A 26,188-nucleotide genomic window follows, 5' to 3' on the forward strand; every position below is an offset into this window, starting at 1 on the left:
GAAGGAGGCAAGGGGTCATGTCTTTTGTTGCGGGTAATTATAGCGAGGTGCCCCTGCATTTTGCCTATAAGCGAAAAAGCGTCAACTATGAGCATAGAGAAACCTTTCATTCCCACCTTGGGGTGGAAATATTGTTGATCCATCAAGGGAAAGGGACGATGATCGTCAATAACATCCGCTACGACATCAAACCGGGCATGCTCTGCATTTTTCAACCTTATCAGCTTCATCATCTCAAGCTCGAATACGATGATGGCCAATGCTTTGAACGTTCCCTTGTGACCTTTGAACCGACGATGTTTGAGTCTTATTTTGAAAAATGGCCATCCCTTCACTCCTTTTACAAATTCATGTATTTAGGGGAGCTTCCTTTTCCGTGCATGTATGATACCGGGGATGAGCTTCGCATTCTGGACGCTGTTTTCAAAAGCCTGGATGATCAATTACCGATGCTTTCAGAGGCAGAAAGATATGAGGAATTTTCTTTATTTCTCGTCATGCTGTACCGCTCGATCAAACATGCGTGGGATCAGCGGACGGAAGCCGGGCAGCCTACGGCCCTACGTAAGAATCATCAGGTGGAGCACATATTGACATGGATCGAGGCCAACTATGCATTACCGTTTCGGCTGGACGACATGGCCAAATCGCTGCATTTATCTCCCTATCATGTATCGCATCTCTTCAAAGAGACAACAGGAATCAGCATCTCCGAATACATCATGGCCCGCCGGGTCCATCAATCCGTACTGCTGTTAACGACCACCAAAAAACCAATCTCGCTCATTGCCGAGGAGATTGGTTTAGCAAACAGCTCTTATTATTGTAAATTGTTCAAACAGCGCATGGGCATTACGCCCCACCAGTATCGCAAGAAATGGGCCAGGAACTTAAAATCATAATAATAAAATGAAAAACAAAAAACCCTTGATTCCCAAGGGTTTTCTTCTATGGAGCCTAGGGGGATCGCAGCGCTGACCTGCGGGCTTATGAGTCCGAAAACAAACAGAGTCAAAGAGGTAATCGTCAAGTCCATGACTGTGATTGGAAAGTTATCTTGTGCGGCGTATAATGTAGCAATCACAGTAAGAACGGTCTCAACAAAAAGAACTACGTACAAAAGGGTGTATATTGCTCGTCTTACCCGTTTTGGCTTGATCACTCGGGACAGAATTAGCCGCCTATCAGTTATCGCCAACTTCTTCGCCGGACTTGCCACCTGCCGAATCGCTGGTTGACGTATCCTTCGATCCGGACTCGTCCTCCGTGGAGGAGGATGAGGTATCCTGCGATGCCTCGTCACCCTTGACCGGCTTCAGCGTCAGTTGGACGGAACGCTTGCCGTTCTTGTCCGTGACCAGCTGCTCGGTGACGTATCCTTCGCCTTGGACGGTAACCGAGCATTTCAGCAAGGTTAAAATATCCAGCGCATCGCGCAGCGATTCGCCTTTGAGATCCGGCACCGTCATCTTATCGGTCTCCTCAGTGAGCAGATACATACGCTGTCCCGGGCTCATCGGCGTTTCCGCTGCCGGGAACTGCCGGATGACCGAGGCGCCCTTACCGATCGTTTCAAAATCGATACCGGCGTTTAGCAGCTTTTGTTTGGCATCCTTCACTGCCAGTTTTGTCAGCGTCGGCACCGCAGGGCGTTCCACCGTCGTTTTGCCGTCCGACGTTTTTTTGGTGGTGGTTTTCGGCACGCCCATGTACGGCAGGGCCTGGGACACGATTTTCTTAAAGATCGGCGCCGCCACCGTGCTTCCGCCGACATCAGGATCATTCGGCTGGTCCACAATGACAATAAGGGCGATCTTCGGATCGTTCACCGGCGCAAAGCCGATAAAGGAGACGACGGATTTCGAATAATCCGGTTTTCTGTCCGGGCCATATTTAACCGCGGTACCTGTTTTACCGGCCACCCGATAGCCTTCGATATATGCTTTTTTTCCGGTACCGATCACCCGGTCCGCCACAACCTGCTCCAGATAGCTGCTCGTTTCCTTGGCGGCTTCCGGGGAAATGACCTGCCGGATGACCTTGCTCGTATCCGGAGACTCAATCACTTTGCCTGTATCCGGATCGGTAATCTCTTTGATGATATGCGGTATCTTCAATTTGCCGCCATTCGCCACCACGCTGATCGCCGCCAGCTGCTGGATCGGTGTCACGGACACGCCGTGGCCATAAGAAGCGGTCGCCACTTCGACCGGACCCGGAAGGTTGATCGTGGTCGAGACTTCGCCGGGCAGCTCGATGCCTGTCTTCTGACCGAACCCGAAGTCCTTGATATATTTCAGCAGCCGGTCTTTCCCGAGCATTTCCGAGCCCAGCTTGACGAAGGCGACGTTACTGGAGCGCTTCACGCCTTCCAGGTACGTGATCGGCCCCCATCCTGAGCGGACAATGTCATGAAGGGGCGTATGAGTCCCTTTGACATAGATTTGTCCGGACTGGTAGATGGCATTCGGATTAAACAGTTTCTCCTGCACCGCACCGGCGAGCGTCACGATCTTGAATGTTGAGCCCGGTTCGTACGTTGCCTTGACAGCATAGTTAAAAAAGTCCTTCTGATCATTCGCGGGATCCCAATACGTATTCGGGTTGAACGTCGGCAGGTTCGCCATCCCGAGAATTTCCATCGTCTTCGGATCGGCCGCAATGACCGTCATGCTGATCGGTTTGTATTTCTCATACGTTTCTTTCATCGCGTCTTCGATATAATACTGGATCGTGTCGTCGATCGTCAGCTTTACATTTTTACCATTGACAGCCGGCTTGTACACCATATTCGCTTCGGGAAGCCGGTCCCCTTGCCGGTCGCTTTCATATTTCATTTCTCCGGGGATGCCCTTCAGAACATCATCTTTGTATGCCTCAAGACCGGCGACAGCCTCACCGTCGCGGTTGGTATAACCCAAAATATGAGCTGCAAGTGTCCCTTTTGGATAATACCGCTTCTGCTCCTTAAGCAGGCCTAGCCCGGTCTCCATTACTTTTTTTTCTTTCTTAAGCTGGTCCATTAACTCATTGTTGAAATCAACGATCTGTTCCTTTTTCGTTTCGTCAATTTTCCACCCTTCATTCCGAACCTCCCGATTAGTAAGGTATTTCCCATCCTTATTAGCATTTACAAGTGCCTTAAGCTCGCTTTCAGCCTTGCCCAAAATTTTGTGCAGTCCTTCGATAATTTCGTTCTCCAGCCCATTCTCGTGAATGACGGCCGGATTGACGATCACCGTATAAGCCGGAATGTCGGATGCGAGAATATCGCCGTTCCGGTCTGCGATCGTGCCGCGGGTTGCCGGAATCGGGACCTTTTTCGTCCACTGGGCTACCGCCCGCTCGTGCCAGTCTTGTCCTTTGACTACCTGTAGCGTAAATACCCGTATCAACAGAACAACAAAAAGGAGGGTGATGAATCCTCCTAGGAGCAGTGTGCGAAGCTTTAATCTTTTAATCATACTCTCCCCTCACAAGCTCTATATCCTCAAGGTAACTGTAATATTTCTCTCCGTATTTGTTACGAATATTTTTTTGTGTCTTGCTCATCTGGCTTATAAAATTTCTTTGAGCTCGGTTTAATTTCGCCATAACATCACCCCAGAACCAGTTTAATACAAAAGTCCATAATTGGCGATACTTGGAAATCCCCTTCCCCGGCTAAATAGACTAAGAATTGTCCGAATTCCTTTCTGGTACAGTTTTGTCGATGAACATATCTATATCCAAACGTCCCCACCATTATATTGAATTAGGCCAAACTGAAAATGAAAAACAAAAAACCCTTGATTCCCAAGGGTTTTCTTCTATGGAGCCTAGGGGGATCGCAGCGCTGACCTCATCGCTGCCAGTGCTGGAAACGTATTATGGTTGAATTGGATAAATTGTGAAAAGGGAGCTGATTTTAATGGGCCGCGATTTACCAACGAAAATGCCTTATATTGCCCATCGTATCGGCCACATCGATCGTTACATTGCGCACGCTCAGCAGCCCACGCTTGTAACTATGGCCCTGTTCGTCAACGAAATCGGATAACGGCAGGCTGGATTTGACGGCAGGCAGTACATCCACTTTATAAGTGTACTTGTCATCGATGGTGATTTTGGCATTGAACCATACATGTCCAGTGTGGTTCTGTACCAATAAGTGTCCATTTGTAACGCCAATCTCGGCAATGGGGACCGGACTGGTCGGCGCGGGCACGCATCCCGTCATCATGCTGGCAAGGCAGACAATCAACAAGAAAGATGAGCCGATTCTCATTGTAGGCTTACTTATGAAATTCATCAGGTTTATCCGCATGATCCACGTTCCTTTCATTCTGATTCAACAGACAATGCAAGGTCAAAGAACAGATTGGGCGAGGAGGGGTGGCTACGGTGCACCTCAACAGCTATGACATTAGCCCCCTTCAGCAGCTTGTTCAAATGGGCTTTTAGATCAATTCTTCGATAAAAGGTAAACTCATTTGGAAATGCCAGCGAGGATTCAGTTAAGATTCCCGATAGAATGGCGTCCCTGGATATTTCCTGGCCGTTCAGATAAACGGCGTAACCGTCCTCATAAGCGATATTCAAAACTAAATCGGATAGCTCCTTCGGATCGACATCCAAGTCAAACGACTTGCGGAAATAATAAGTTGGGGACTTCACGGTCTCCAGGTTTGTTTGAACATAAGTCTGCCGCTCCCCGTTATTCGTATTTCCCAAAGGAGCCCTGCCGAACTTCCAGTCGGAATCGTTGTATTCCGGACTGCGCCAATCGTTAGCAGGCAGTGGAACCGTTTCCGTATGAGATGTTTCAATGATCGGTCCCTCTCCCACCAGGTCCCCCCCTTCCGGTAAAGCGGATTGGATTGCCTCGCTGCCTGAATGATAGCGCCATATAGATTGAATCCCCACGAGAGGGATTTCCTGTTTTTCTTTCAACGTAGTCAGGTTCCATGATGCCAGATTCTGCGCATCCTGTTCCAGTTGATCCAGCACTTGTCCTTGTTTATTTTCAGCTTTAATGAACAACGTATTATCTGTGGCTTCCAATACCGTAATGAAGGGCTTTTCCTTCAGCCTGTTTAAATCCCAAACTTCCCAGCCCTCATATTCGGTGGGCATATCATCGGAAGACTGCTGCGTAACGGCCAATTTAAGAACATAAACGGAATCATGGATGAAAACTGCGTTAATTCCGGCGGCTCTGAACGCGTTCCATACTTCGGGAAGCTTCGGATCTTTGCTCAGCCAGACGAAGTTGAAAAGCTTCTTATTTTCATTAGCCGTCCTGCGAATCCATTCCAACTGATCGTCTCCCGCATCCGATAACCGATCGGCGTTCAGGAAGAACATCCTGGCGTTTCCATGACTGGCCGTATACACCGATTTTCCATAACCCGGAAGAGTCCCGGTAGGCACATGGGGATAAGCCTGGTTGAAACGCTGTTCCGTCGTAGAACCGTCATATATGGGATAAATCTGAGACGCTAGCGTTTCCGGATGACTCTGCAGCAACTGATCGGATGCGACAAAGTACGAAACGTCCCGGAATTGCTTGATCGAATCCCCGATTTCCCCTTCCTGCTCACTAAAATAACCGAATCGAAACGAGATGGACGATGCGGCGGGTGTCTTGAATCCTGCCATCGGCACTCTTGTCCAATAGAAGGAACACCAAAGCACACAAATAAGCACCAACAGTGAAAAGGATAGTTTATATTTGGAAATAATCACCATGACTAACCCTCACCTCCGGGCAACGTGTTCGGCAGAGCTGGCCACCACAGGATGGTGTGGTACACGGTTGGCCACAGGATGACCAGATTGACAACAAAGGCAATGGCAAATCCGATCGTCCATGGTCTCAGATCAACCTCTTTCCGTCCGATCGTCCAGTGGAATATAGCCCATGAGACCAACCAAACGAGCAGTCCTACCGTTTCTTTACCGGCATAGGGACCGATACCCCACCAAGAGGGGATCCAGGAGCCTATCTTCAGCAAAATCGCATTCGCTTTGAGCGGATTGTAATAACTCCATAAGTGACTGGCCGTTGTCGCAAGGATACCGAGATATACTGACAGCAGAACGGATGCGACCTCGCCCGTTTTTCGTTGCTTGTCTTTTTTCATGATGTTCTCCCCCAGTGGATCGTCTTCAGATTCATACCATTCTCAGTTTCGCTATGCCGATGCCAAACGCAAATCCAACCAGCAGACAGATCCAGAATAGCGTGATCAATAAAGCGATGATCCCGCCAACCGCCGAGCCAGGTTTGAGCGTATGGCGAAACCGGCGCAATAAAAAGCCTGCCGCAATTCCCAAGGGGAGCGGATACAGCGAGACGAATTCTTTATATTCCATGAGGATCAAATGTACCTCGGGGCTGTGGAACATCAGCCATTCCTGCGGACCGTCAGGCCCCCGGTATGCGATGTAGAGCCAGTTACCGAACACGATCGTGAGCAGAACCATAACATTCGTGAGCCAGAGCACCCATTCCAGTTTTGCCGCAGCCCCTTTCTTGCCCCGCAGCATGGGATAGGTCAGGTGAATCATTTGACAGCTCATGATCACGGTGACGGTTGCACCCAATCCGTGAAGGACGGCTTCAAGCTTATGGTTGCTGAATCCGATCACATTGACCAAAGGGATCGATAAAAAAAGGGCAGCGGCTACACAAGCTTGTGTAACCGCAAAATCTCTTGCAGTGAACAATGATTTCATCGACTATCCATCTCTCTCTCAGATTTACTTGATTACTATAATCATCTCAATGAAGTCTACAGAAGAATTGTAAAGAGAATATTATAGCTGGTTTAGGAGATTGAAAAATTATTTTATCTATATAAAGGATTCAGCAGCATTTAAAGAATTCCACAGCATTAGGATTTGACAAAATTCGAAAACATTAATATTAGCTTAAAAAACTCTTGAAACAGAATTTACGTTAGACGAGTAAGATGTGACTTGCTCGGACAGTCGGAAAACCTGTTAACCGTAATTTCTTAAAAATGTCAGTGGGTGAAAGGAGGTTGGGAAGCGGTTTCCTGTGTCTCCGACGACTAGAATGAAGTTGAGAGGAAGTTCATGATGAAGGAAAAATTAATAGGCAAGTTGAAGGGCAAGTGGAAAAGTGTAACCGCAGTTGTAAGTGTTAGTGCTCTTCTTTTCACGGTTGGTATGTTCAACGCGTCAGCTGAAAGCAACTTTATTAAAAGCCCGTATTTGCTGTTCGAAGGTTCCAACACCTCAATGAGCCTTCTTTGGCAGACGAGCGATGACCAATCGAATGTCATCAAATGGGGTACCGACACCTCCTATTCGATGGGGCAAGAGACTGTCGGGACTTTCGGTACCGACCACCAGCACAAGTTCACCATCACGGGGCTGAAGCCAGCTACCAAATATTACTATAATGTAGACGGTCAGACGGGTTCCTTCGTCACCGCGCCTGCGGACGATGCTACTTCCGTGAAGTTCCTATCTTACGGCGACAGCCGTACCCAACCAAGCTATCAGGAGCAGGTAGCCGGCCTGGCGCTTAAGGCTTATGCCGCCGATCCTGCCTACCAGACCATTCTCTTGAACAGCGGTGATATTGCCTCGAGCGATACGGAGAGTAACTGGACAGCTCAATACTTCGTTCCCGGATCCACCTATCCTCAGCTGCACACTCTCCAGTCCGAGGTTCCGATGGTTGGAGCAAGGGGCAACCATGAGGGAGCGGGATCTGTCTATGGAAAGTACTTCCCTTATCCGTACGTGTCTAACTTCTACTGGTCCTTCGATTACGGCCCAGTCCATTTTACCGTGCTGGACGAGTATTCCGACTATAAACCCGGCTCGGCTCAATACAACTGGCTGGTTAACGACCTTGCCTCCACAACCAAACCGTGGAAGATTGTGATGGCCCACAATCCAGCGTGGGGTGCCGGTACTCATGGAAACGACACGAATGTTCAGAATGTCATCCATCCGCTCTTAAAGCAGTATGGGGTACAGTTGTACCTCAACGGACATAACCATAACTATGCCCGTGCGGAAGTCGAAGGAATCGAGTACCTCACCTCCGGCGGCGGCGGCGCTCCGTCGTATGCAGTAGATCCGACTTGGCCGAACATTGTTAAAGCCGAAAGTACGTACTTCCTATCCGAGTTCGATGTGAACGGGAAAAAGATGAACGTCACTTCCCGCCGGATTGACGGCTCGGTCATTGAGACCGTGACGCTCAATAACAACAAGGTGCCCGTTGCTGATGCCGGACTTGACCAAACGGTGACTGACGACTGCAACGGCAACAGCTGTAATAATGTCAACGCACCGAAAAGAACCGGACCCAAAGATCCGGGGTACGAAATGATTACCCTAAACGGGACGAAAAGCTTGGATCAGGACGGAACGATCTCTTCCTATGTCTGGAAAGAAGGGGAAACCCAAATTGCCACCGGCGCCACTCCGAGCGTCAAACTGGCTGTTGGCACCCATACAATTACCCTTACTGTGACAGATGACGATGGCGCCACTGCCACGGATACTGTGGTCGTCACCGTGAAGCCGAGCTTGAAAGATAACAACAAGTAGTACCATCATTTGTCGCAGTACAATAAAACAGCGGCCGCAGGCTTTCCTGCGGCCGCTCCTAACTTCAAGAAGAAACGAGGGCATCATCATGCCTATACCATGGTTTCGAAAACTAGCTCCAATGATACTGATGTTCGGTTTATTTTTTGGTGGAGTTACCCCCGTCTTCGCACATGACATGTATCTAGGAGGATCAGAATGGGCCGTCGGCAAGGATCGCATTCTGTTCACGATTGACCTCGATCCCGCCATATTACAGCAAATTAATGGGATCAAGGAACTCGGAGATAACCTTGACAGTCTCACTGATGAGCAGCGCAGTAGAATGGAAACCAATCTCATCCAACCTTATATGAACGAGAAGCTCTCGGTCTCCGTCAATGGCCGTTCTTATCCGGTTAAGGTAGAGAAAATGGAGAAGGAAGGGACAGTATGGAGAACATGGATGAGGGTTAGTGATCTAAGTTTGAACCAGCAAGACAACAAGATGAAGATTAATTACCATCTTTTATTTAAGGAAACCAATAATCAGCATGTGAGTATCGGCTATATTTATTTTACCGATGCCGATGACGATTCGGTGAAGCAGGTTTTCAATTATAGCCAACCGGATTTGATGTATACGTTCGATTCCGGTCATACGGAATTTGAGTTCTCGGTTAAATCTAAAACCGCCGCTTTGCAGTCGCAAATCTTTACCTTCCTCGTACTTGGAATCAAACATATCCTGACTGGATATGATCACATAACCTTTTTGGTTGCTTTAATTGTGATAGGTTTATCCGCCAGGGAAGCCTTAAAAATTATCACGTCCTTTACTTTGGCGCACAGCATTACTTTGCTGCTGGCGGCCATGCATGTGATCAATCTGAACTCCAGATTTGTTGAGAGCGTGATTGCCCTCTCCATCTGTTATATCGCGGTGGAAAACTTGTTCGCCAAACAGGTCAATTATCGATGGCTGGTCACCTTTGTCTTCGGGTTAGTGCATGGGTTCGGCTTTGCCAGTGCCCTCGAGGAGCTCGTCAGAGGAAAATCGAATCTTGTTCTCTCGGTGGTCTCGTTTAACATCGGCGTGGAGACGGGACAGTTGATGATCTTTTTAATTCTGTTACCCCTTCTCTACCTGATAAGAAAAAAGTTCTCTATCCGAAGAGTAACCGCTGTAGCATCCATAGCTATTTTTGTACTTGGTTTTATCTGGTTCGTTGATCGGGTGTTCAATTTGCAATTGATACCGTTTTAAGAAAAACAGGAAGAGAGAACGACATGAAGAAAAATACATCATCTTATTTTTTTATTTCCATCATGGTTGCTTTTATTGTCTTCATTTCGAGTCCTGGCACTGGCATGGCTCAAAGCCGTTCAGCCGACCTTATACAAGAATACAGCAATAAAGCGAACCAATTCATTGCCGACAAAAATTATGAGCAGGCAGCTTTAGTGTTGGAAGAACTCCTGATAAAGAAACCAGAACTGAATAATGAAATGGTCTACAAGCAAATGACCCATATCTATGATGATTACCTTTTTAATTTTGAAAAAGCGTTGTCCCTCTATAAAAAGTATCTTGATCAATTCCCCGAGGGGATATTTGCCGGCGCCTTTCGGGAAAGAGTCGCTTATCTGAATGAAAGACGCTCTGAATGGCAAGTATTGCGAGATTTTAGAAAAGTCCAGTTGGAAGAAGACCATATTCCCATCAAAGATAGCCTGGAGGAAGTCGAAACCATCTTATCAAAGAATGAGGACAGATTGACCGCGCCGGAAATGCATATCTATTTGGCCAATAACTATTTTAAAACTGCCGACTATCAAAAGGCGAGCGAGCATGTGGAAAAATATATAAAGAACTTTGATAAGGCCAGCATGTCAAATACAGATAAAGTCCTGGCCCTGCAGTTGTATTCCGACATTCTCGTTAAGCAGCATCGATTCGGAAAGGCCATCCGGGCCTTGGATCAGGCAATGGAGTTGGGAAAGCCGGAAGAAAACTTTACTTATGCCTTGAAAAAAAACCATATCATTAACCAAAGGAACATGTTGTATGGGTTCATGTTTTGCCTTTTGTATTTTATAACGGTGGTACTGTTGTTAATTCCCATAAAATTTTGGAGGCGGTTTAATTTACAAAAATATGCCGGTTGGCTTGTCACTCCTTCATTGCTTCTTGCCCTCATATCGCTTGGCCCTGTCTTAATCCTACACCTAATTGAAGAGCCGGAAGTCGACCTGCGAATTTTCTTTGGCCAGTTGGGCTTATCCATCCTTTCGCTTATGATCATAAAGCTTCTTGCCCCGCTGACATCGAAAACGGGCAGATGGGTTTATGTTTTGATAAGTTGTTTGCATATGGGTGCCGCTTCTTTCATGGCATATTACATGACCGTTTACAGTGGAAGAAAAATCGTTATGAACACTGTAATAGAAGCTGATGTAGATCCCGCGGCTTCCTTATTTCTGATGTTAATGTGGAGTTCGGCCGCTGCAGCCTTATTGATAAACATCATTTATGCCATTATTCTTTCAAAAAAAGAGCAGATGGCGCGGATATAATTTGCCGGAAGTCGCCGTCCGAAAGATGTTCGCGCCAAGGACTAGAGCCGGCACACAAATCGATGCAGGGTGCGGACCAGCCATGGCGAATGAGTTTCCCGCCGAAGAATCCTTTATTTATAGGGTATTTGCCAATCAGAATATGACTGATTTGGTTGCTCTATGATTGTTGGGGATGAATTTGGTCCCAATTCGTCCCCAACACTATTAATAAAATTCTTATTAGAATCAGGCGTTTTTTAAACCAAGATGTGGTATAGAGTCGGTTGGGATTTTTGTCTTTAATCAGACTGCAATATCCGACCATGTTTTTTTGGTGAATTTCTTGCTTTATTTAGATTTCACCATTTCCTGATCAATCACTTGTTGGCCCATTTCTTGCACCTCTCTTAAGATCGTATTTATATCTTTTTTCCCTGTTACAAGTTCATTTACTTTATCATTCATTAAATCAACAATATGATCTTCTAATGGATGTAGTTGACGCATCGGAGCATTTTCATTTACGTACACGGCACCGAAGTTTTTATCCTGGTCCGGATGGTTTTCAAATGCAACATCTTTAACTTTTTGTGATTTCAATGGAGATATTTTCCCTTTTTTTGAGACTTCCATTTGGTATTCTTCAGACGTTAAATATTTTAAGATTTCCATTGCCGCATCTTTATTTTCAGAAATGGAAGTAATACCGGCATAGTTTGCGTAAGGCTGAGTACCTTTACCTGGGAGATCTTTGAAGACTGGCATCGAAACCATGTCCCAGTTCAGTGGCATTTGATCTCTCGAGACCGCAATCCATTCGGTTAAAAATACATACATTGCTGTAACACTATTTTTCCCTCTAAAGTGATCATGACTTGGGAAATTTACTCTAGCCATTTCCCGCACACCAGAATCTCTACTCAATTCAGCGAAGATATTAAGAATACGTTTCCAATTATCATTATCTACCGTCACCTTATTCGTTTCTGGATCAACGAAACCTTGAGATAAGGAATTCATGCGGAAGTAGTGCTTCGGAGATATCCAAAGACCCATATACTGGGTTCCGTTTTCATTCCGATCGAATTGATGGGCGAGTTCCAACGTTTCCTCCCATGTCATACCATCTCTCGGGTATGGAACTGCAAATTTGTCGAATAAATCCCGGTTATAATACAAAACAAGAGAATCATTAAAAATCGGAAGGCCGTATAATTTGCCATCAAACGTGGCTGATTCAATAAACCCCGGGGCAAATGAATCCAAGTTAATTCCATGTTTTTCAGCTAACTCCGTCATATCAAAAGTCATTTTCATCGGTTCGTATGCATTCAAAAATGCAGCGGCTCTTGCGAAATAAATATCAAACTTCGTTTGAGTGGCTACTAGTTGTTCTAATGAAAGTCCTCTATTCGAAATATGATTAATCGTATAATTAGGAAATTTTTTCTTAACATAACTACCAATAATTTCTTCAAATTCTTCATCAGAAAATATGGTAGAAAATGTGACTTCGGCTTTTTCCGGCACCTGAAGTTCTTCTGCCGGATCATTACCGTTGGACGGTTTAACATTTCCTTCAGTATTACCTGTTGTACAAGCTGCGACTAAACTTGTCGTCAAAATTAAAACCAATAGTAGTACCATACTTCTTTTTAACATTTCGATGTCCCCTCCCTTAGTTAAGCAATCACCGTTTAAAATAATTTTTTCACAGATAATTCAGGCTTGATGTAAGGTTAAGAACTGAGGTTTTTAAAACGTAAGAACCGCTGTCCAGCTAATTTGAGGCAGCGGTTTTTTCAATACATAAGATAAATTTGTATGTGATCGGTAAGCTTAAAATGGCTAGAAAAGAATCTTGTCATCTCGGACGCGAACAACGTTAATGCTTCCCCCCGCAACCATACGAACGATCTGTTCCATGCGGAGTTGCTCGTTCAAACCCTCCAATTAATCACTTGCCAGACTGCCCTTTTATTCTAAAAGAGCGACTTATCGAAACGTCACTTACATTTCCTGCAGCATCGGTTGCCGTTGCGGTGACGGTATACGTTCCGTTGTTTAATTTTGTTGATTCGACACTGAATGAACCGTCCGAGTCAACTGTTGCCGTCAACGTTGTGTTTGTTTTTTTCGATCCTGAAGAAGTATCTGTCAATGTTATGGTTACGATGCTGCCCGGTTCTGCCGTTCCGCTTATGCTCGGAGTACGCGTGCGAATTTCCTCTGATTCTGCCGGAGCTATAATAACTGGTGCTCCTGGCGCTGTAATGTCTAGACCCGCGTACCGAGTGACAAGAAAAGGGATATCCTTGGCATCATTCAGATCGTAGGAGTAGGGCGGATTAATAAAAGGCTCCACGCTTTCGTAGCCATCTGGTGTAACGGCGCCCGTATCCATAGTTCCGCTTGTGTTGTCATAAATATTGCCCGTAGCCGTGATATACGCCGGACGACGGTCGGGGTACATAAACTGGTGTGGGTTTCTCACGTTCTTGAAGTAGTTGTTTTCCACGAGCATCGATGCGAAGACGCCTACGCCAATGGCGTAATCGTTGTCACTGGCTGTGTAGTAGTTGTTGTAGGCGTGCGCCTGTCCGAACAGGACACGAGGCATCCGCTGATCGGTATTGTTGGCGAACCAGTTGTGATGATAGGTTACCTTGTTCTTGCCTGTGTCGGTATCGTCATGTTCCGCACCTCCGCCGTTCAAGCTGACCAAACGGTGAGGATTATCCGGATCGGTGTAAAAGAATTTGTTCCATGAGACGGTGACGTAGTTAGTGCCTAGGGTGAGGTCCATTAAGCCGTCACTGGCATCCCAGATGTTCAGGTGATCGAACCAAAGATGATGAGAATTTCTCGCAGCGATCGTGTCTGCAGGGCCGAAAATAGGCCAGATGCCTTGGAAGTTCAAGTTGCGAATGATGATGTTGCTGCTATCGTCTATGGTGATGCCGCCGCGGATGGTCGCGTACTTGTTCTCCCCCATTATCGTCTTGTTGCTGCCTATGGTGATAGGCTCAACCCCGGATTTGATTGTTCCGGAAATGACGATGACTCTTGGGACGTCGTCGCCGGCCAGTTGTTCTAGTTCTTCTAGCGTTGTCACCTTCTGAGGTTCGGCATCGCTTCCGCCTGTCGTCCCTTCAAGGCCTTCAGCCTCTACGGAGGCCCACCCGTAAAGTTCCATGGAAGGTTCCGTATGGGGCCTTAAACGAATATGAAGCGTCAGAGTTGCCTCATCCCAAATGACATCCAGACCCATCGCTTCGGATATTTCACGAATAGGAAGCATCATATTACCATCCAGAACAAAAGGACGAACCTCCGGGTTAATTTCCAAACCGTTCACGATCAACTGGATCGACTGCTGTTTGAACCTTGCTTGGCCCGGTACGGAATTAATCAGAATAGCATTCTTTTCCTCATTCCAAACGACATCAGCGCCAAGTTCTTCAGCTATGATATTTACAGGTACCATAACTTGGCCGTCCGCTCTAATCGGCGGAACATCCGACTCCGCCTCTTCTCCATAGACATCAATGGTTACGGGAGTCATATCAATATCTGGAAGAGGTTCTTCATTTCCGGGGTCTACGGGATTAATAGGAATCGGACCGTCAAGCGACTTGATTTCAATGTAGTTGATCTTAATGTTTTCCGTGGCGGTATCTTTTGGATCGAGGGTCAGTTTGCCATCATACACATCCGCTACTACAGTTTTGGATATGTAAGTTTGTCCATCCGGTTTTACGTGTTCCCAAATGCCGTCAACTTGTTTGTTTTCGAAGATGACGGTCTCTTCAGCCAAGAGTAACAATTTTCCTTTGATTTGGTTCGGATATCGAATATCGCCTATGCTGACCGTCACTTCATACTTACCGTTCGGAACAGCAATTTCCCAAATAATCCCTTCACCAAATTGGTTTAGGGTTGCTAGTTTAAGATCCGGTTCAATTAAGCTGTAATCTCTAGCGGCTCCAACATTGCCTGGGGTCCATCCATATGTATAGCCATTCCCGCGGTCGCCGTACTCATCCCCGCTGTCGGGCAGATAACCTTCTGCCGTTAGAGACCCTTTGGTCTGGAAGTCGATTTTGACGGTGTCTTCTTCAGCTGCTGCGCTCGTGGCAAACATGATAATCATTGCAAGAGAGAATGCCGATACGAGAAATGAAATGGTGAGTGACCTCTTCAATAAATACCCTCCTTTTAAAAAAATAAAATTTCCTTAATATTACTATGATCTAACATCTTTAATAATAGGGCAAAAGCGCTTTTATAGGGGTCCCTCCAACATTTTAACGAATGTTGGAGGGACCCCTAGTCATGAAAGCCATACCTATGCGACAATCCTTCAGCTGTCTTCCCGAAAATTGAGGTTCGTCGAGAAGTGCGGTTAAAGTAACTTTAACTGTCAACATATAGGTAACTTAAATTAGACTTCTGAAAGGTCGCAACCAAATGAACAATAGCTTGGGGGGTACGAATGGTTGTTATGAGTATCGTTCTCCAGCCAGTTTGTTGACGGCAGCCTTCCGTTCTTTGCGGCTCGGAGCAACGTATTTCCGCCTATAATTGATATTGGAATGGCCTAGAAGCTTTGCAATGGTTCGCAGTGACTCCCCGCGCTCGGCAAGGACATGAGCGAATGTATGCCGGAGAACGTGCGGCGTATGATCCGGAATGCCGGTTTTATCAAGCAGCTATGCTCCACCCCATCGGTCGTAAAAGCACCGCCACGCTGTAAAACGAACAGCTTCTTGGTTTTAGGCAGACCACGTTTACGGATCCAATCTTGTAGTGTATTGATTAAGTCTTTGTTCAGTTCAACATTTCAGGATTTACCACCTTTACCGTTTTGCTTAATTAACCGGAGAATGTAGTAATGCTTTAGGCTTGAATTCGGAGCCATACATGTTCTTGTCTTATTCACGGCAAAAGATTTATGTTCTTGTGGTCGTGTTTTGGCACGAACATATATCGTTAAAACAAAAAAGGCCGCTACTACGCGGCAATTTAGAATGAATATTCTTTTCGTCTTACAGCAGATTAGCATAAATATCCACTATCTTATGCCAGCTGCTGATCTACGAATGTATTCTTTAGGTTTCCGATTCCCATAATCTCACATTCGATGACACTACCAGCGCCAACGAGCTCCGATCCCAGTGGACTCCCTGTTAGAATGACTACTCCAGGCTTCAAGGTCATCACACGCGATAGATAAGCAATCATCTCACGAACTGGTATAATCATTAACTCCGTTCCGCTGTTTTGCTTCTCAACCCCATTCAGGCGGGCTTCCACGCGAACGGTATCCGGGTTTAGTTCTGTTTCGATCACTGGACCGAGCGGTGTGAAGGTATCAAAGGATTTTCCAATAGTCCAATGACCATTCTCATGAAAATACTGTGGCGCGGTTACGTCATTACCTACCGTATAGCCAAAGATATAGTCCAGCACTTCCGACTCACAGATATTCCTAGCTTCCTTGCCAATGACGACAGCCAGTTCGGATTCGAATTTCACCTGCTGGTTGGAGCCGGGGATCACAATGCGATCACCAGGCCCAATGACAGATGAGGTTGGCTTAAAGAAAAATACAGGGATGTCTGGCAGCATACCGGGGCGCTCATCGACCTTGGAGACGTAGTTAGCTCCAATCCCAATAATTTGGTTCGGTTCTAAGGGAGCAAGCAGCTTTACGTCCTGAGTTGCATAGCTCACGCCAGAATAACGCCATTCGCCGAACAGATTTCCTTGAATTTCTCGAATCGTATCCGATTCAAGAACCCCTTGACTTGTTTTTGCATTTATCGCAAATCTGACGAATTTCATTGATGATAACTCCTCTCAAATCGAATATTTTAGCTGAACATACCTGCTCTTTTCGACTTGGCTTCAATTCGACGACGATGGAGAATCGGTTCAGTGTATCCGCTTGGCTGGCCGTAGCCTTCAAACACTAAATCACAGGCTGCTTGGAAGGCAATGGAGTTTTCGTAGTCCGGCGCCATTGGAATGTATTCGGCATCACCAGCATTCTGATGATCTACAACTTTGGCCATACGCTTCAGGGTTTCAAGCACCTGCTCCCTGGTGCAAATGCCGTGATGCAGCCAATTTGCCATATGCTGACTGGAAATACGCAGCGTGGCACGATCCTCCATAAGCTCAATATTGTTGATGTCCGGCACTTTGGAGCAGCCAATCCCCATTTCTACCCAACGGACGACGTATCCAAGAATCCCCTGCGCGTTATTATCCAGTTCTTCCTGGATTTCCTCCGGGCTCCAATTCGGAACATGCGCCACCGGTATTTGCAGAATTTCATCTCTATAATCGATTCGCTTCGCTGCGATCTCTAGCTGAACATCTTTCACGTTAATTTGATGATAGTGAATCGCATGCAGGACAGCAGCGGTTGGTGAAGGCACCCAGGCAGTGCTGCCTCCAGCCTGGAGCTGGCCCCCTTTTTGTGCGAGCATATCGGCCATTAAATCAGGCATGGCCCACATGCCCTTACCAATTTGCGCTTTGTCCTGCAAGCCGGCAGCTAGGCCTACGGCTACATTGGAACTCTCATAACCTTTCAGCCAGACGGAGAATTTCATATCCTTTTTGGGAAGCATGGGACCAGCTTCCATGGAAGTATGGATTTCATCACCGGTACGATCCAGAAATCCGGTATTGATGAATACGACTCTTTCTTTTACGGCATAAATGCAGTTCTTAAGATTTAGCGAAGTGCGTCGTTCCTCATCCATCACGCCTATCTTAAGCGTATTGCGTGCAAGTCCCAGGATATCTTCAACGCGGCTGAAAAGCTCCGCTGCAAACATCACTTCCTCAGGACCGTGCATCTTCGGTTTAACAATATATATAGAGCCCTTCTGCGAGTTGTGATAGATTCCATTACCTAAAAGCGTATGTTTGCCGATTAAGCTTGTAACGATACAATCTAGGAAGCCTTCAGGCACTTCCTGGCCTTGATCATCCAGCACGGCATTAATTGTCATTAGGTGACCTACATTACGAACGAACATTAACGATCGACCCGATAAAGTCAAAGACTCGCCGATTGGAGACGTGTAGGCTCGGTCAGGGTTCAAGGTACGGTTGATCGTATTCTCACCTTTGGCAAAGGTAGATGTTAAATCACCCTTCATCAAACCCAGCCAATTGGTGTATACAAGCACTTTATCTTCGGCGTCAACCGCAGTTACCGAATCCTCGCAATCCATTATCGTCGTAATAGCAGCTTCCATTAAAATATCTTTAACATGAGCCGGGTCATTCTTGCCAATCGGATGCTGGGCATCTATTTGAATTTCAAGATGAAGTCCATGGTGGACGAATAATACGGCAGATGGCGCTGCCGCGTCACCCTGATAACCGGCGAATTGCGTTTCAACCTTTAAGCCTGTCGTAGCTCCATGAGACAGTTCTACTGCTAATGCACCTTTTGAAATGCTGTATTTTACCCCGTCCTTATGCGAGCCCTCTTTTAGTGGAATGACATCGTCTAGTAATTGCTTCGCAAATGCGATAACCTTATCGCCTCTAATCGAGTTGTACGTGCTTCCCTTTGATGCTCCATTCTCTTCGCTGATGGCATCTGTACCATACAAAGCATCATAAAGACTGCCCCAGCGTGCATTCGCTGCATTAATGGCATAACGCGCGTTGTTCACCGGAACGACAAGCTGCGGGCCGGCTTGAATCGCAATCTCGTCATCTACATTTTTCGTAGAGACTTGAAAGTCCTCTACTTCCGGCTCCAGGTAACCAATCCCCTCCAAGAAAGCTTTATAGGATTGAAAATCAACACCTTTATTCGCCTTGTGCCAGGAATGGATCTTTTCCTGAATTCGATCTCGCTTGGCGAGTAAGGCCTTGTTTTTGGGAGCCATGTCCTTGACCAGACTACCAAAACCGGACCAGAAAGCCTCCTGCGTCACGCCGCTCTGCGGAATGACTTTCAAATTGATAAAATCATAGAGTTCCTTAGCAATTTGTAAGTTTCCATCCTTCACGTAATATGTCAATCTCAAGCACCCTCCTTCAATGGTTAAGCTTCATACTTTACTGCAGCATCTTCATTCAAATTTTCTTGGCCTCTACTCAACGCCCAGGGCTTGGAAACAGTTTCCCCCATTCAGATTCTTAGCTCGCCATATGACAATCCATCCTATCTTTGTTGACAACGGTTGGCTCGCGTATAGCGTTCCCCCTTATTGTTGTAATTTTAGGCAAAATGGCCTTTTTGCGATTATAGGCATATGCATCCGCGCAGTCGAGGTTGAATAAATTCACTCCCATAGCATAAAGTCGGTTTGGTAGGAAATTTTATCCTCTTTATTATCTGAAAAAATTTGTAAAAATAAGATATAACCTTTTCCGGAATTGCCCTACAATCGCTTCATTATCAAGTAGCGGAGTTAGTCAGGGATCCATCATCCAGAGGTTCACAGCAAGGTCTTTATGATAAGGACATCGCCAGGACCGTAATGGGTGCGAAGCTGATGAAGAACAAAGGCTTGGTAATCCGAAAGCGAACAAATACAGGTTTCAAGTGGAACTTGCTCTAATGGCGAGCAGTAAGGACATCCCCCTTCACACGATTTTGAGGAGTTCCGGTTTGGATGGCGCAAGGAAACCCTTGCCCTATCTGCCTCAATAAATGAATGCTGAGTGGCTATCAAATATACTAGGAGGTTGTATGATATGATACAAAGGAAGAACGACAAACGAAGAGTGGTATTATGGCTATGAAATGGCTAGATACGGATTCTGCCGTGATCGGGTTCATCGGGACAGGCGTCATGGGCAGGAGCATGGCGCGCAATCTCATGAAACAAGGTTACCGACTGCATGTGTATAGCCGCACAAAATCGAAGGCGGAGGAACTCGTTGCGGAAGGCGCCGTGTGGCAGCCTTCTCCTGCGGAAGTGGCGCGGCATGCGAACGTCATCATCACGATGGTCGGGTTTCCGCGTGAAGTGGAGGAAATATATTTGCAAGAGGATGGGATTGTTGCGGCTGCTCAGCCCGGCTCCTATTTGATTGATATGACCACATCTAGCCCGTTGCTAGCGGGGCGCATCCATACGGAAGCGAGACAGAACGGCTTACATGCGCTTGATGCACCCGTGTCGGGCGGGGATGTTGGCGCGAGAGAAGCGCGGTTGTCGATCATGATCGGCGGCGAGCGAGAAGCATACGATGCAGTGCTGCCCATACTAGAGTCTATGGGTTCCAATATCGTCTATCAGGGCAGCGCTGGGGCAGGACAACATACGAAAATGTGCAACCAGATCGCCATTGCTTCAAATATGATGGGCGTCTGCGAGGCGTTGGCTTATGCGGAAAGCGCAGAACTCGATCCGCAGAAGGTACTGCGCAGCATCGAGAGCGGCGCAGCTGGCAGTTGGTCTCTCAGCAATCTGGGACCGCGCATCATCGCGGGGAATTTCGATCCTGGGTTTTACGTGAAGCATTTCATTAAAGATATGGGCATTGCCTTGGAATCTGCAGCGGAAATGGGGCTGGACACGCACGGGCTCCGCTTGGCCAAATCGCTCTATGAACAGCTCGCGGCCAGGGACGGAGGAGATGACGGCACGCAGGCATTATATAAAATCTACAACCGGGAGCTCTAGATACACAAATCCGAACAATTGGCTCATTTTCATGTCTGAAAAGCTTCGCTCAAGGCACAACGACGGAATGAATTCTGTCAGCCTTGAGCGATTTTTTAGATGTTAGAGTTGCGAAGGTAATCAGCACACTACAAATTGCTTGGAGCTAAGTGAGCCGTTCCTTTGCCTGGCGACCGCATGATTATATGTATAGGTTGCCTTTCTAAGCATAAATAAAGTGTCAATTATCTTAGAATTTCAAAAATTGGTCAATTTTGGCCATGTGACAACCAGGGTATTTATCTTTAACCCTCATCAGGAAGTTCAACTTTTCAATGCGTTCGCCGGAGCGGGGACAGCCGTTCTTGATAAAAGGGATCTGCAGTCCCACTGCCATATCCATGACTACGTCGTCGATGACACCCCCGGAACGCCCGGAAGTGATTGAGAGCAGCCTGTGAGCCTTTGCAAAATTGTGAGCTTCAAGCGCTTCACTGATTGTACCGACCTGGTTAGGCTTTAAAATGAAGCCATCGATAGAATTAGTCTTATGAGCACGCAAAATACGGGCTTTGTTGGAAACGGTAAGATCGTCGGCAATGATAAGTGCACGAGTAATTTCCTTATGCGCTTTTTCATAGCCTTCCCAATCGTTCTCATCCAATATGTCTTCAATGAATACAAAATTATATTTTTCTGTAAGGTACTTTATATAGTTGATGACCTCGTCACTGGTCGCATACTTTCCGTTCAGGTAATAACTGTTAGTTAGTGCATCATACATTTCGCTCAACGCACAATCCAGTGCAAATGCACATTTGTGGGTATAGCCGCATAAGTCGATGGCTTTTTGGATCAGCTCAAGGCATACTTCAGGGTCTTCGGATGGGGCTACCCAGCCGTAAGACTGCCCGACTGCAGGTTCGGCGCCGGTGTATTCCCTTATAACATAGCCGAGTTTCTGAAATACTTTGACTGCGATTTCCACAGCTTCCTCGATGTCGTCAGCGCGGTAAGGCATGACGATAAATTCGTTGAAGGCCTGAGTAATGCCTCCGTTTCTGCCACCATTAATCACGTTAAATGATGGAATAGGGACAGTTTTTACATTGCCTCCCGAAATACAATCATAAAGCGGACGGTGTTGGGTCGCGGCCGCCGCACGGTAGCAGGCTACGGAAACACTGTAAATCGTGTTTCCGCCAAGTACATGCTTATCAGGAGTGCCATCAAGGTCGACCATAACCTGATCAAGCATCTTTTGGTCAGATACAACCATCCCTATCAATCTGGGAGCGATTATTTCATTGATGTTCGCAACAGCCTTGTGAACACTGAGACCATCATACTCATTCGGATTTCCGTCACGAAGTACCTTGGACTCGTACATTCCCACGGAGCTGCCAGTAGGAGCGGCACCGGTGCCCATTGATCCGTCTTCCGTAATAACATCAACCTCGACCATGGGTCTACACTTGCAGTCAATAAGCTGTCGAGCATGAACTGATCTGATCCGGTTTCCATTCTTTGTAACAGCCCTTCCGGGGAGAGCTGGAACATACATAATATTCAAATCACACAGATTGGTACCGGTGTTTCCGGTAAAGACAGTATCTCCAATCTCTTCGAGCGCTTCAAAGCATGCGTGGCCTCGCAAGGATTCATATACATCAATTCCTTTTTCGCAGGCAACCTCAAAACTTTGGGAATCTGTGATGCCTCCGGCTACCTTGGTTGTTCCGTCGGTTCCCTCCGTGTCGATGGAAAGAAGAGCACAGCCAGGCATCTTCTGAGCGGCAATAGCAAAACTAAGCGTAAGTTCCTGACCAGGACCTCCATGTCCCTTTATTTGAGAATTATCAAGTATTTTTGTGGTCACTTCGCCGGAGCTCAGCACTACACAAGGAGCAGCGACAGGATTGCCGCTATTCTGGATTTCACGGGCAATGGATGCAAAAACCGTTCCCACATCTCTGCTTTCACCCTCGATGAATGAGGAAAGGATGATAGCTGAAATACCCATCTCCTCTGCTGCTTTCTTTGCATATAGGCAGGAATCAGGCAAACTGTTAATAAGAAAATAGGTATTTTTAGGAAAGGCCTTCGGCGTTTCCCCTTGGGGACCCACGTTCATGATGTAGTCAACAACTGCTTTAGGTAGCCGGTCCTTAACATCGTAATCGTGTATGATTCTCCTTGCTTCTTCAAGCGTGGTCTGATCAGGTCCCATGGGGGTGCCTTTATAATCCTGGTATGGTTCACCTATATTATGGGTGGCAGGCGTACCTACTGCATCGCTGATACCGAAACCAATCAACTCGGCGCCGCGGTCTTGAATACGTTTGGCCAGCATGCCACCGTTCATCTGGCTTATATGCCTGCGAATGGCGTTTATTTCGTATATGCTGCAGCCGGACTTCAGCATGATATCTGTCGTGTCAATCTCATCCTGAAGCGTAATCCCGTCAATCGGGTAACTCATAAGAGATGAGCTTCCTCCGCTCATCACAACAATAAAGAGGTCTTCGGAAGTTGCATTATCAACGATTTTTAATATTTCCTGGCAGGCACGCACTCCTTCTTCATTAGGAAGCGGATGGCCACCTACATAAACTTTTGTCTTATGAAAAACATCTATTTTCTCGGAAATCTTTACTATCGCAATACCAAGGGTAAGATGATCACCGAGAATTTCATCCACTGCCATTGCCATGTGATTGCAAGCTTTACCCGCACCAATAAGATAGACGTTGCGTCTTTTGGAAAGGTCCCATTTGCGACTTCCAATACAAAGTATTTCGCCTTCCATACGAGCGATACTTTTGATACGCTCGTATGCATCAAGATGCTGCAGTGTCTTATCCGCAATGTCAAGAACAATTTTTCTGCTATCGACGTCGCCATGTGACAGCAAGACGTTTTTGTTTTTTATTTTGGACTTCATTCTGAATCTCCTTATCAACATCAATCTCAGTGTAGCCGCTTATTCTTCTTCACTTTGTTTCGGATTCTCCCAGAGCAGCAGCTTCTGACCGATTCCCTTCTCGAGCGCAGTCATATAAAGATCGTATCCGAGACCCAAATCAAATACAGACATACCGCATGCAACAAAGCAAATAATTTGCTTATCGCAGATACGGCCTTGATTTTCACCGATAATGACCTGGCCAATACTGATAGAGTCATCTAGAGCCGGTTTCTTGCCAGCATCAATAAGACGATAAATGGGACCGCCGATTACTCTGCTGTAATATTCGTCCTTGTCACCGGACTCGATTGCCTCTTCTACATAGGCATGGTGCAAACCGATATGGTCATAAACGATATCCATGTCCATCCAAAGAAATTCATCGCACTGGAGAGGACCAGAGGCAAGTATTGTACAACCCGGCTTGATCCATTTGTGCTTGAAATGCAGTGGAGCAGTACGGGAGGCGGCGACAGAAATTACATCAGCTTCACGGGCGGCAGACTCAAGACTGTTTTCAACGATGGCATTCAGGCCATAGTTTTTTTTGATATAGTTTGCAAGTGAAACGGCTTTTTCTTCAGAGCGGTTATTGCAGATAACCTTTTCAACATTCGGAAGTTCAGTAATGATCGCATCGAAACAGGCTTTGCCAATAGGGCCGCAGCCAACAAGAGTGAGAACCTTGGAATCCTTGCGCGCGAGATAGCGGGCTCCAACGGCAGGGACGGCGCCGGTACGGCCAGCACTGATCAGATTAGCGCTCATATAGGCTAAAGGCTCGCCAGTGCTTTTATTATTCAGAGTAAGCATAAGGATAGATCGGGGAAGACCCACTTTTTTATTTTCTGCATTTGAGCCGTACCATTTCTGTCCACATATATCAAAGCGCCCGCCAAGATAGGCGGGCATGGCTACAAAGCGGCGATCAGGCCCGGCAACAGGCATATTGGGAAATGGAGTTTCTTTAGGGAAAACGATATACATTCCGTGATTGTTATGATTACTTCCTCCCATCAGATAGTCGCCCTGTACTAAAAGCTTGAACACCTCTTCTGCGTTATTCACGCACATTTTTACATCCAGAACACCAGCCTCAATGACATCCGGTTCGGACATATAAAGGAACTCAGTTCTCTTGCCCAAATTCTTTTCTCCTTTCGAGCCTTAAAAGAAATATGATTGGCGATGTGTGCCCCCTATTGCAGGTTTATTATTCTGCAACAGGGGACTCTTCTTGTCTTTTATTTTTTACCGGATCGAGAATTTTTTAGGATCTGTGATGCGAGATATATGAACTAGAACTAGAATTAGGCGAAATATGAATAACCGTCCTGCTGTTCTAAATACTCGCGATTTTCTTTTATCCTACCCTGCATTTCCGATTTCCCGGAAAAGCTTCCGTTCGGCGCAGCCATGCTCAAGCGTTTCCATAACGTCTTCTGGTATACCCTGCGGATAAATGCGATCCAGCTCCATTAGCAGGGCCCCTATTACCGGTTCGAACCGCGCATTTAAGCAGTATGCCCCGGGTATTTTTCCCTTGAGGTGTTTTTCAATAAGTTCCTGAATCATGTTGTCGCCCTTACACACACCTCCCGAAATGACCACAGGCAGCGGCCTTTCGACGATATTCAGTTTTTTGGCAGCAACAGCCACATAATTAGCAAAAACGGCGCAAAATTGATCAATATACTTCAGCGACACAGCGTCTCCGAGACGTATAGCCTCAAAAAGCAACGGGCAGAAATCCTTATACACCGGCTGTTTAGGAGGCTCGTCTTCGGTTCGGCCCGTCGTACAGAGCATATAAAACTCCTCTACGGAGGAAAAACCCGTAAAATCCAGTAAAAGGCGCGTTAGTTCGGTTTTCGGCCCTATGCCGACGCTGGCGTCCACCACAGCGTCCACAATGAAGCGGCCTATGGCTTCGCCTCCCTGGTGTGCGTTCTTTAAATAGTAGCCATACTCGTAACTCTGGCCGTCTTTGTTATAGACTGCGCAGTTGGCGCCTGTACCCAAGCAGATAACAGCACAATCGCGTCCGATAATCTCTGTGCCGCCACGAAGTGCGCCTATGCAATCATTAAAGTAAGAAACATTCTGCACGTCCAAAGTCTCGCGAAGCTGTCTGACTCCAATAGGCAATTCAAACGACCAGTCCGCACCGGAGCAGCTGGCGGATACCCGATCTATTTTTGACAGGGGCAATCCTGCGTCGGCGAGAGCTTTGTCCGCGGCGAAACGGATACGTACCATTTTAAATATCCGTCTTTCCAGCGCTTGAAATACCCATTCCTTGTCGTCTCCAAATCCCAGAATGTTGCCTTGGTCGTCAGCGACGATAGTATGGGCTTTCGTGCCGCCTAGATCAACAGCTAATATCAATGACATGATTAACACTCCATTTATTTACTGAACAAGTTCCAGCAGGTTATGCGCGCTTAGCATTAAC

General features: G+C 46.6%; 18 protein-coding genes. 5 read left to right on the forward strand and 13 right to left on the reverse strand.

Annotation, left to right across the window (positions count from 1 at the left end; translation table 11 throughout):
- Nucleotides 1–17 precede the first annotated feature (17 nt).
- Nucleotides 18–902 (forward strand): AraC family transcriptional regulator, encoded by an 885-nt coding sequence (locus tag FHS19_RS18605; RefSeq protein WP_183583348.1) that lies wholly within the window; start codon nucleotides 18–20, stop codon nucleotides 900–902.
- Nucleotides 903–1,184: 282 nt separating this feature from the next.
- On the opposite strand, the gene FHS19_RS18610 is transcribed toward FHS19_RS18605, so the two are convergent.
- From FHS19_RS18610 to FHS19_RS18630, 5 genes are all read right to left on the reverse strand, one after another.
- On the reverse strand, nucleotides 1,185–3,464 hold the full coding sequence (locus FHS19_RS18610; RefSeq protein ID WP_183583349.1) for a penicillin-binding transpeptidase domain-containing protein: 2,280 nt from the start codon (nucleotides 3,462–3,464) through the stop codon (nucleotides 1,185–1,187).
- Nucleotides 3,465–3,922: 458 nt separating this feature from the next.
- A complete protein-coding gene (locus FHS19_RS18615) occupies nucleotides 3,923–4,306 on the reverse strand; it encodes a hypothetical protein (RefSeq protein ID WP_183583350.1) in 384 nt (127 codons plus the stop codon).
- Nucleotides 4,307–4,320: 14 nt separating this feature from the next.
- Nucleotides 4,321–5,298 (reverse strand): hypothetical protein, encoded by a 978-nt coding sequence (locus tag FHS19_RS18620; protein WP_183583351.1) that lies wholly within the window; start codon nucleotides 5,296–5,298, stop codon nucleotides 4,321–4,323.
- Nucleotides 5,299–5,732: 434 nt separating this feature from the next.
- Nucleotides 5,733–6,125 carry a hypothetical protein gene (locus FHS19_RS18625; protein ID WP_183583352.1) on the reverse strand — a complete coding sequence of 131 codons (393 nt, stop codon included), beginning with the start codon at nucleotides 6,123–6,125 and terminating at the stop codon, nucleotides 5,733–5,735.
- A 31-nt stretch (nucleotides 6,126–6,156) separates the two neighbouring features.
- Nucleotides 6,157–6,720 carry a hypothetical protein gene (locus tag FHS19_RS18630; RefSeq protein WP_183583353.1) on the reverse strand — a complete coding sequence of 188 codons (564 nt, stop codon included), beginning with the start codon at nucleotides 6,718–6,720 and terminating at the stop codon, nucleotides 6,157–6,159.
- A 456-nt stretch (nucleotides 6,721–7,176) separates the two neighbouring features.
- Between FHS19_RS18630 and FHS19_RS18635 the strand changes: the two genes are divergently transcribed.
- The 3 genes from FHS19_RS18635 (at nucleotide 7,177) to FHS19_RS18645 (ending at nucleotide 11,133) form a co-directional block, all read left to right on the forward strand.
- Nucleotides 7,177–8,577, forward strand: a complete 1,401-nt coding sequence (locus tag FHS19_RS18635) for a metallophosphoesterase (RefSeq protein WP_281382547.1) — start codon at nucleotides 7,177–7,179, stop codon at nucleotides 8,575–8,577.
- An 88-nt stretch (nucleotides 8,578–8,665) separates the two neighbouring features.
- On the forward strand, nucleotides 8,666–9,823 hold the full coding sequence (locus FHS19_RS18640; RefSeq protein ID WP_183583355.1) for a HupE/UreJ family protein: 1,158 nt from the start codon (nucleotides 8,666–8,668) through the stop codon (nucleotides 9,821–9,823).
- 23 nt (nucleotides 9,824–9,846) lie between these two features.
- The gene (locus tag FHS19_RS18645; protein ID WP_183583356.1) at nucleotides 9,847–11,133 is read left to right on the forward strand and encodes a tetratricopeptide repeat protein; all 1,287 of its coding nucleotides are present in this window, start codon (nucleotides 9,847–9,849) and stop codon (nucleotides 11,131–11,133) included.
- A gap of 330 nt (nucleotides 11,134–11,463) precedes the next feature.
- Here the strand turns inward: FHS19_RS18645 and FHS19_RS18650 are convergent, their stop codons facing one another.
- The 5 genes from FHS19_RS18650 to FHS19_RS18670 form a co-directional block, all read right to left on the reverse strand.
- On the reverse strand, nucleotides 11,464–12,777 hold the full coding sequence (locus FHS19_RS18650) for an extracellular solute-binding protein (RefSeq protein ID WP_183583357.1): 1,314 nt from the start codon (nucleotides 12,775–12,777) through the stop codon (nucleotides 11,464–11,466).
- Between the two features lie 295 nt (nucleotides 12,778–13,072).
- A complete protein-coding gene (locus FHS19_RS18655) occupies nucleotides 13,073–15,319 on the reverse strand; it encodes a pectate lyase family protein (protein ID WP_183583358.1) in 2,247 nt (748 codons plus the stop codon).
- Between the two features lie 298 nt (nucleotides 15,320–15,617).
- Nucleotides 15,618–15,827 (reverse strand): tyrosine-type recombinase/integrase, encoded by a 210-nt coding sequence (locus FHS19_RS35730; protein ID WP_183583943.1) that lies wholly within the window; start codon nucleotides 15,825–15,827, stop codon nucleotides 15,618–15,620.
- A gap of 367 nt (nucleotides 15,828–16,194) precedes the next feature.
- Complete coding sequence (locus tag FHS19_RS18665) at nucleotides 16,195–16,962, reverse strand: fumarylacetoacetate hydrolase family protein (protein WP_183583359.1); 768 nt, start codon at nucleotides 16,960–16,962, stop codon at nucleotides 16,195–16,197.
- Between the two features lie 29 nt (nucleotides 16,963–16,991).
- A complete protein-coding gene (locus FHS19_RS18670; RefSeq protein ID WP_183583360.1) occupies nucleotides 16,992–19,172 on the reverse strand; it encodes a malate synthase G in 2,181 nt (726 codons plus the stop codon).
- A gap of 723 nt (nucleotides 19,173–19,895) precedes the next feature.
- On the opposite strand from FHS19_RS18670, the gene FHS19_RS18675 reads away from it, so the two are divergent.
- On the forward strand, nucleotides 19,896–20,786 hold the full coding sequence (locus FHS19_RS18675; protein ID WP_183583944.1) for an NAD(P)-dependent oxidoreductase: 891 nt from the start codon (nucleotides 19,896–19,898) through the stop codon (nucleotides 20,784–20,786).
- Nucleotides 20,787–21,015: 229 nt separating this feature from the next.
- On the opposite strand, the gene eno is transcribed toward FHS19_RS18675, so the two are convergent.
- From eno to FHS19_RS18695, 3 genes are all read right to left on the reverse strand, one after another.
- Nucleotides 21,016–23,709 carry a phosphopyruvate hydratase gene (gene eno, locus FHS19_RS34605; RefSeq protein WP_204797547.1) on the reverse strand — a complete coding sequence of 898 codons (2,694 nt, stop codon included), beginning with the start codon at nucleotides 23,707–23,709 and terminating at the stop codon, nucleotides 21,016–21,018.
- Between the two features lie 39 nt (nucleotides 23,710–23,748).
- Entirely contained in the window at nucleotides 23,749–24,879 is a 1,131-nt protein-coding gene (locus FHS19_RS18690; RefSeq protein ID WP_183583361.1) for a tyramine oxidase subunit B, read from the reverse strand.
- Nucleotides 24,880–25,101: 222 nt separating this feature from the next.
- Nucleotides 25,102–26,127: an N-acetylglucosamine kinase gene (locus FHS19_RS18695; RefSeq protein ID WP_183583362.1), complete on the reverse strand. Its 1,026-nt coding sequence runs from the start codon at nucleotides 26,125–26,127 to the stop codon at nucleotides 25,102–25,104.
- Nucleotides 26,128–26,188 lie beyond the last annotated feature (61 nt).

The organism is Paenibacillus rhizosphaerae (assembly GCF_014192015.1).
Taxonomy (GTDB): domain Bacteria; phylum Bacillota; class Bacilli; order Paenibacillales; family Paenibacillaceae; genus Paenibacillus_AQ; species Paenibacillus_AQ rhizosphaerae.

Bases quoted from the DNA above. Each gene is read 5' to 3' on its own strand.
- FHS19_RS18605 (WP_183583348.1), top strand. From the start codon at position 18: ATGTCTTTTGTTGCGGGTAATTATAGCGAGGTGCCCCTGCATTTTGCC.
- FHS19_RS18610 (WP_183583349.1), bottom strand. From the start codon at position 3,464: ATGATTAAAAGATTAAAGCTTCGCACACTGCTCCTAGGAGGATTCATC.
- FHS19_RS18615 (WP_183583350.1), bottom strand. From the start codon at position 4,306: ATGCGGATAAACCTGATGAATTTCATAAGTAAGCCTACAATGAGAATC.
- FHS19_RS18625 (WP_183583352.1), bottom strand. From the start codon at position 6,125: ATGAAAAAAGACAAGCAACGAAAAACGGGCGAGGTCGCATCCGTTCTG.
- FHS19_RS18630 (WP_183583353.1), bottom strand. From the start codon at position 6,720: ATGAAATCATTGTTCACTGCAAGAGATTTTGCGGTTACACAAGCTTGT.
- FHS19_RS18635 (WP_281382547.1), top strand. From the start codon at position 7,177: ATGTTCAACGCGTCAGCTGAAAGCAACTTTATTAAAAGCCCGTATTTG.
- FHS19_RS18640 (WP_183583355.1), top strand. From the start codon at position 8,666: ATGCCTATACCATGGTTTCGAAAACTAGCTCCAATGATACTGATGTTC.
- FHS19_RS18645 (WP_183583356.1), top strand. From the start codon at position 9,847: ATGAAGAAAAATACATCATCTTATTTTTTTATTTCCATCATGGTTGCT.
- FHS19_RS18650 (WP_183583357.1), bottom strand. From the start codon at position 12,777: ATGTTAAAAAGAAGTATGGTACTACTATTGGTTTTAATTTTGACGACA.
- FHS19_RS18665 (WP_183583359.1), bottom strand. From the start codon at position 16,962: ATGAAATTCGTCAGATTTGCGATAAATGCAAAAACAAGTCAAGGGGTT.
- FHS19_RS18675 (WP_183583944.1), top strand. From the start codon at position 19,896: ATGAAATGGCTAGATACGGATTCTGCCGTGATCGGGTTCATCGGGACA.
- eno (WP_204797547.1), bottom strand. From the start codon at position 23,709: ATGAAGTCCAAAATAAAAAACAAAAACGTCTTGCTGTCACATGGCGAC.
- FHS19_RS18695 (WP_183583362.1), bottom strand. From the start codon at position 26,127: ATGTCATTGATATTAGCTGTTGATCTAGGCGGCACGAAAGCCCATACT.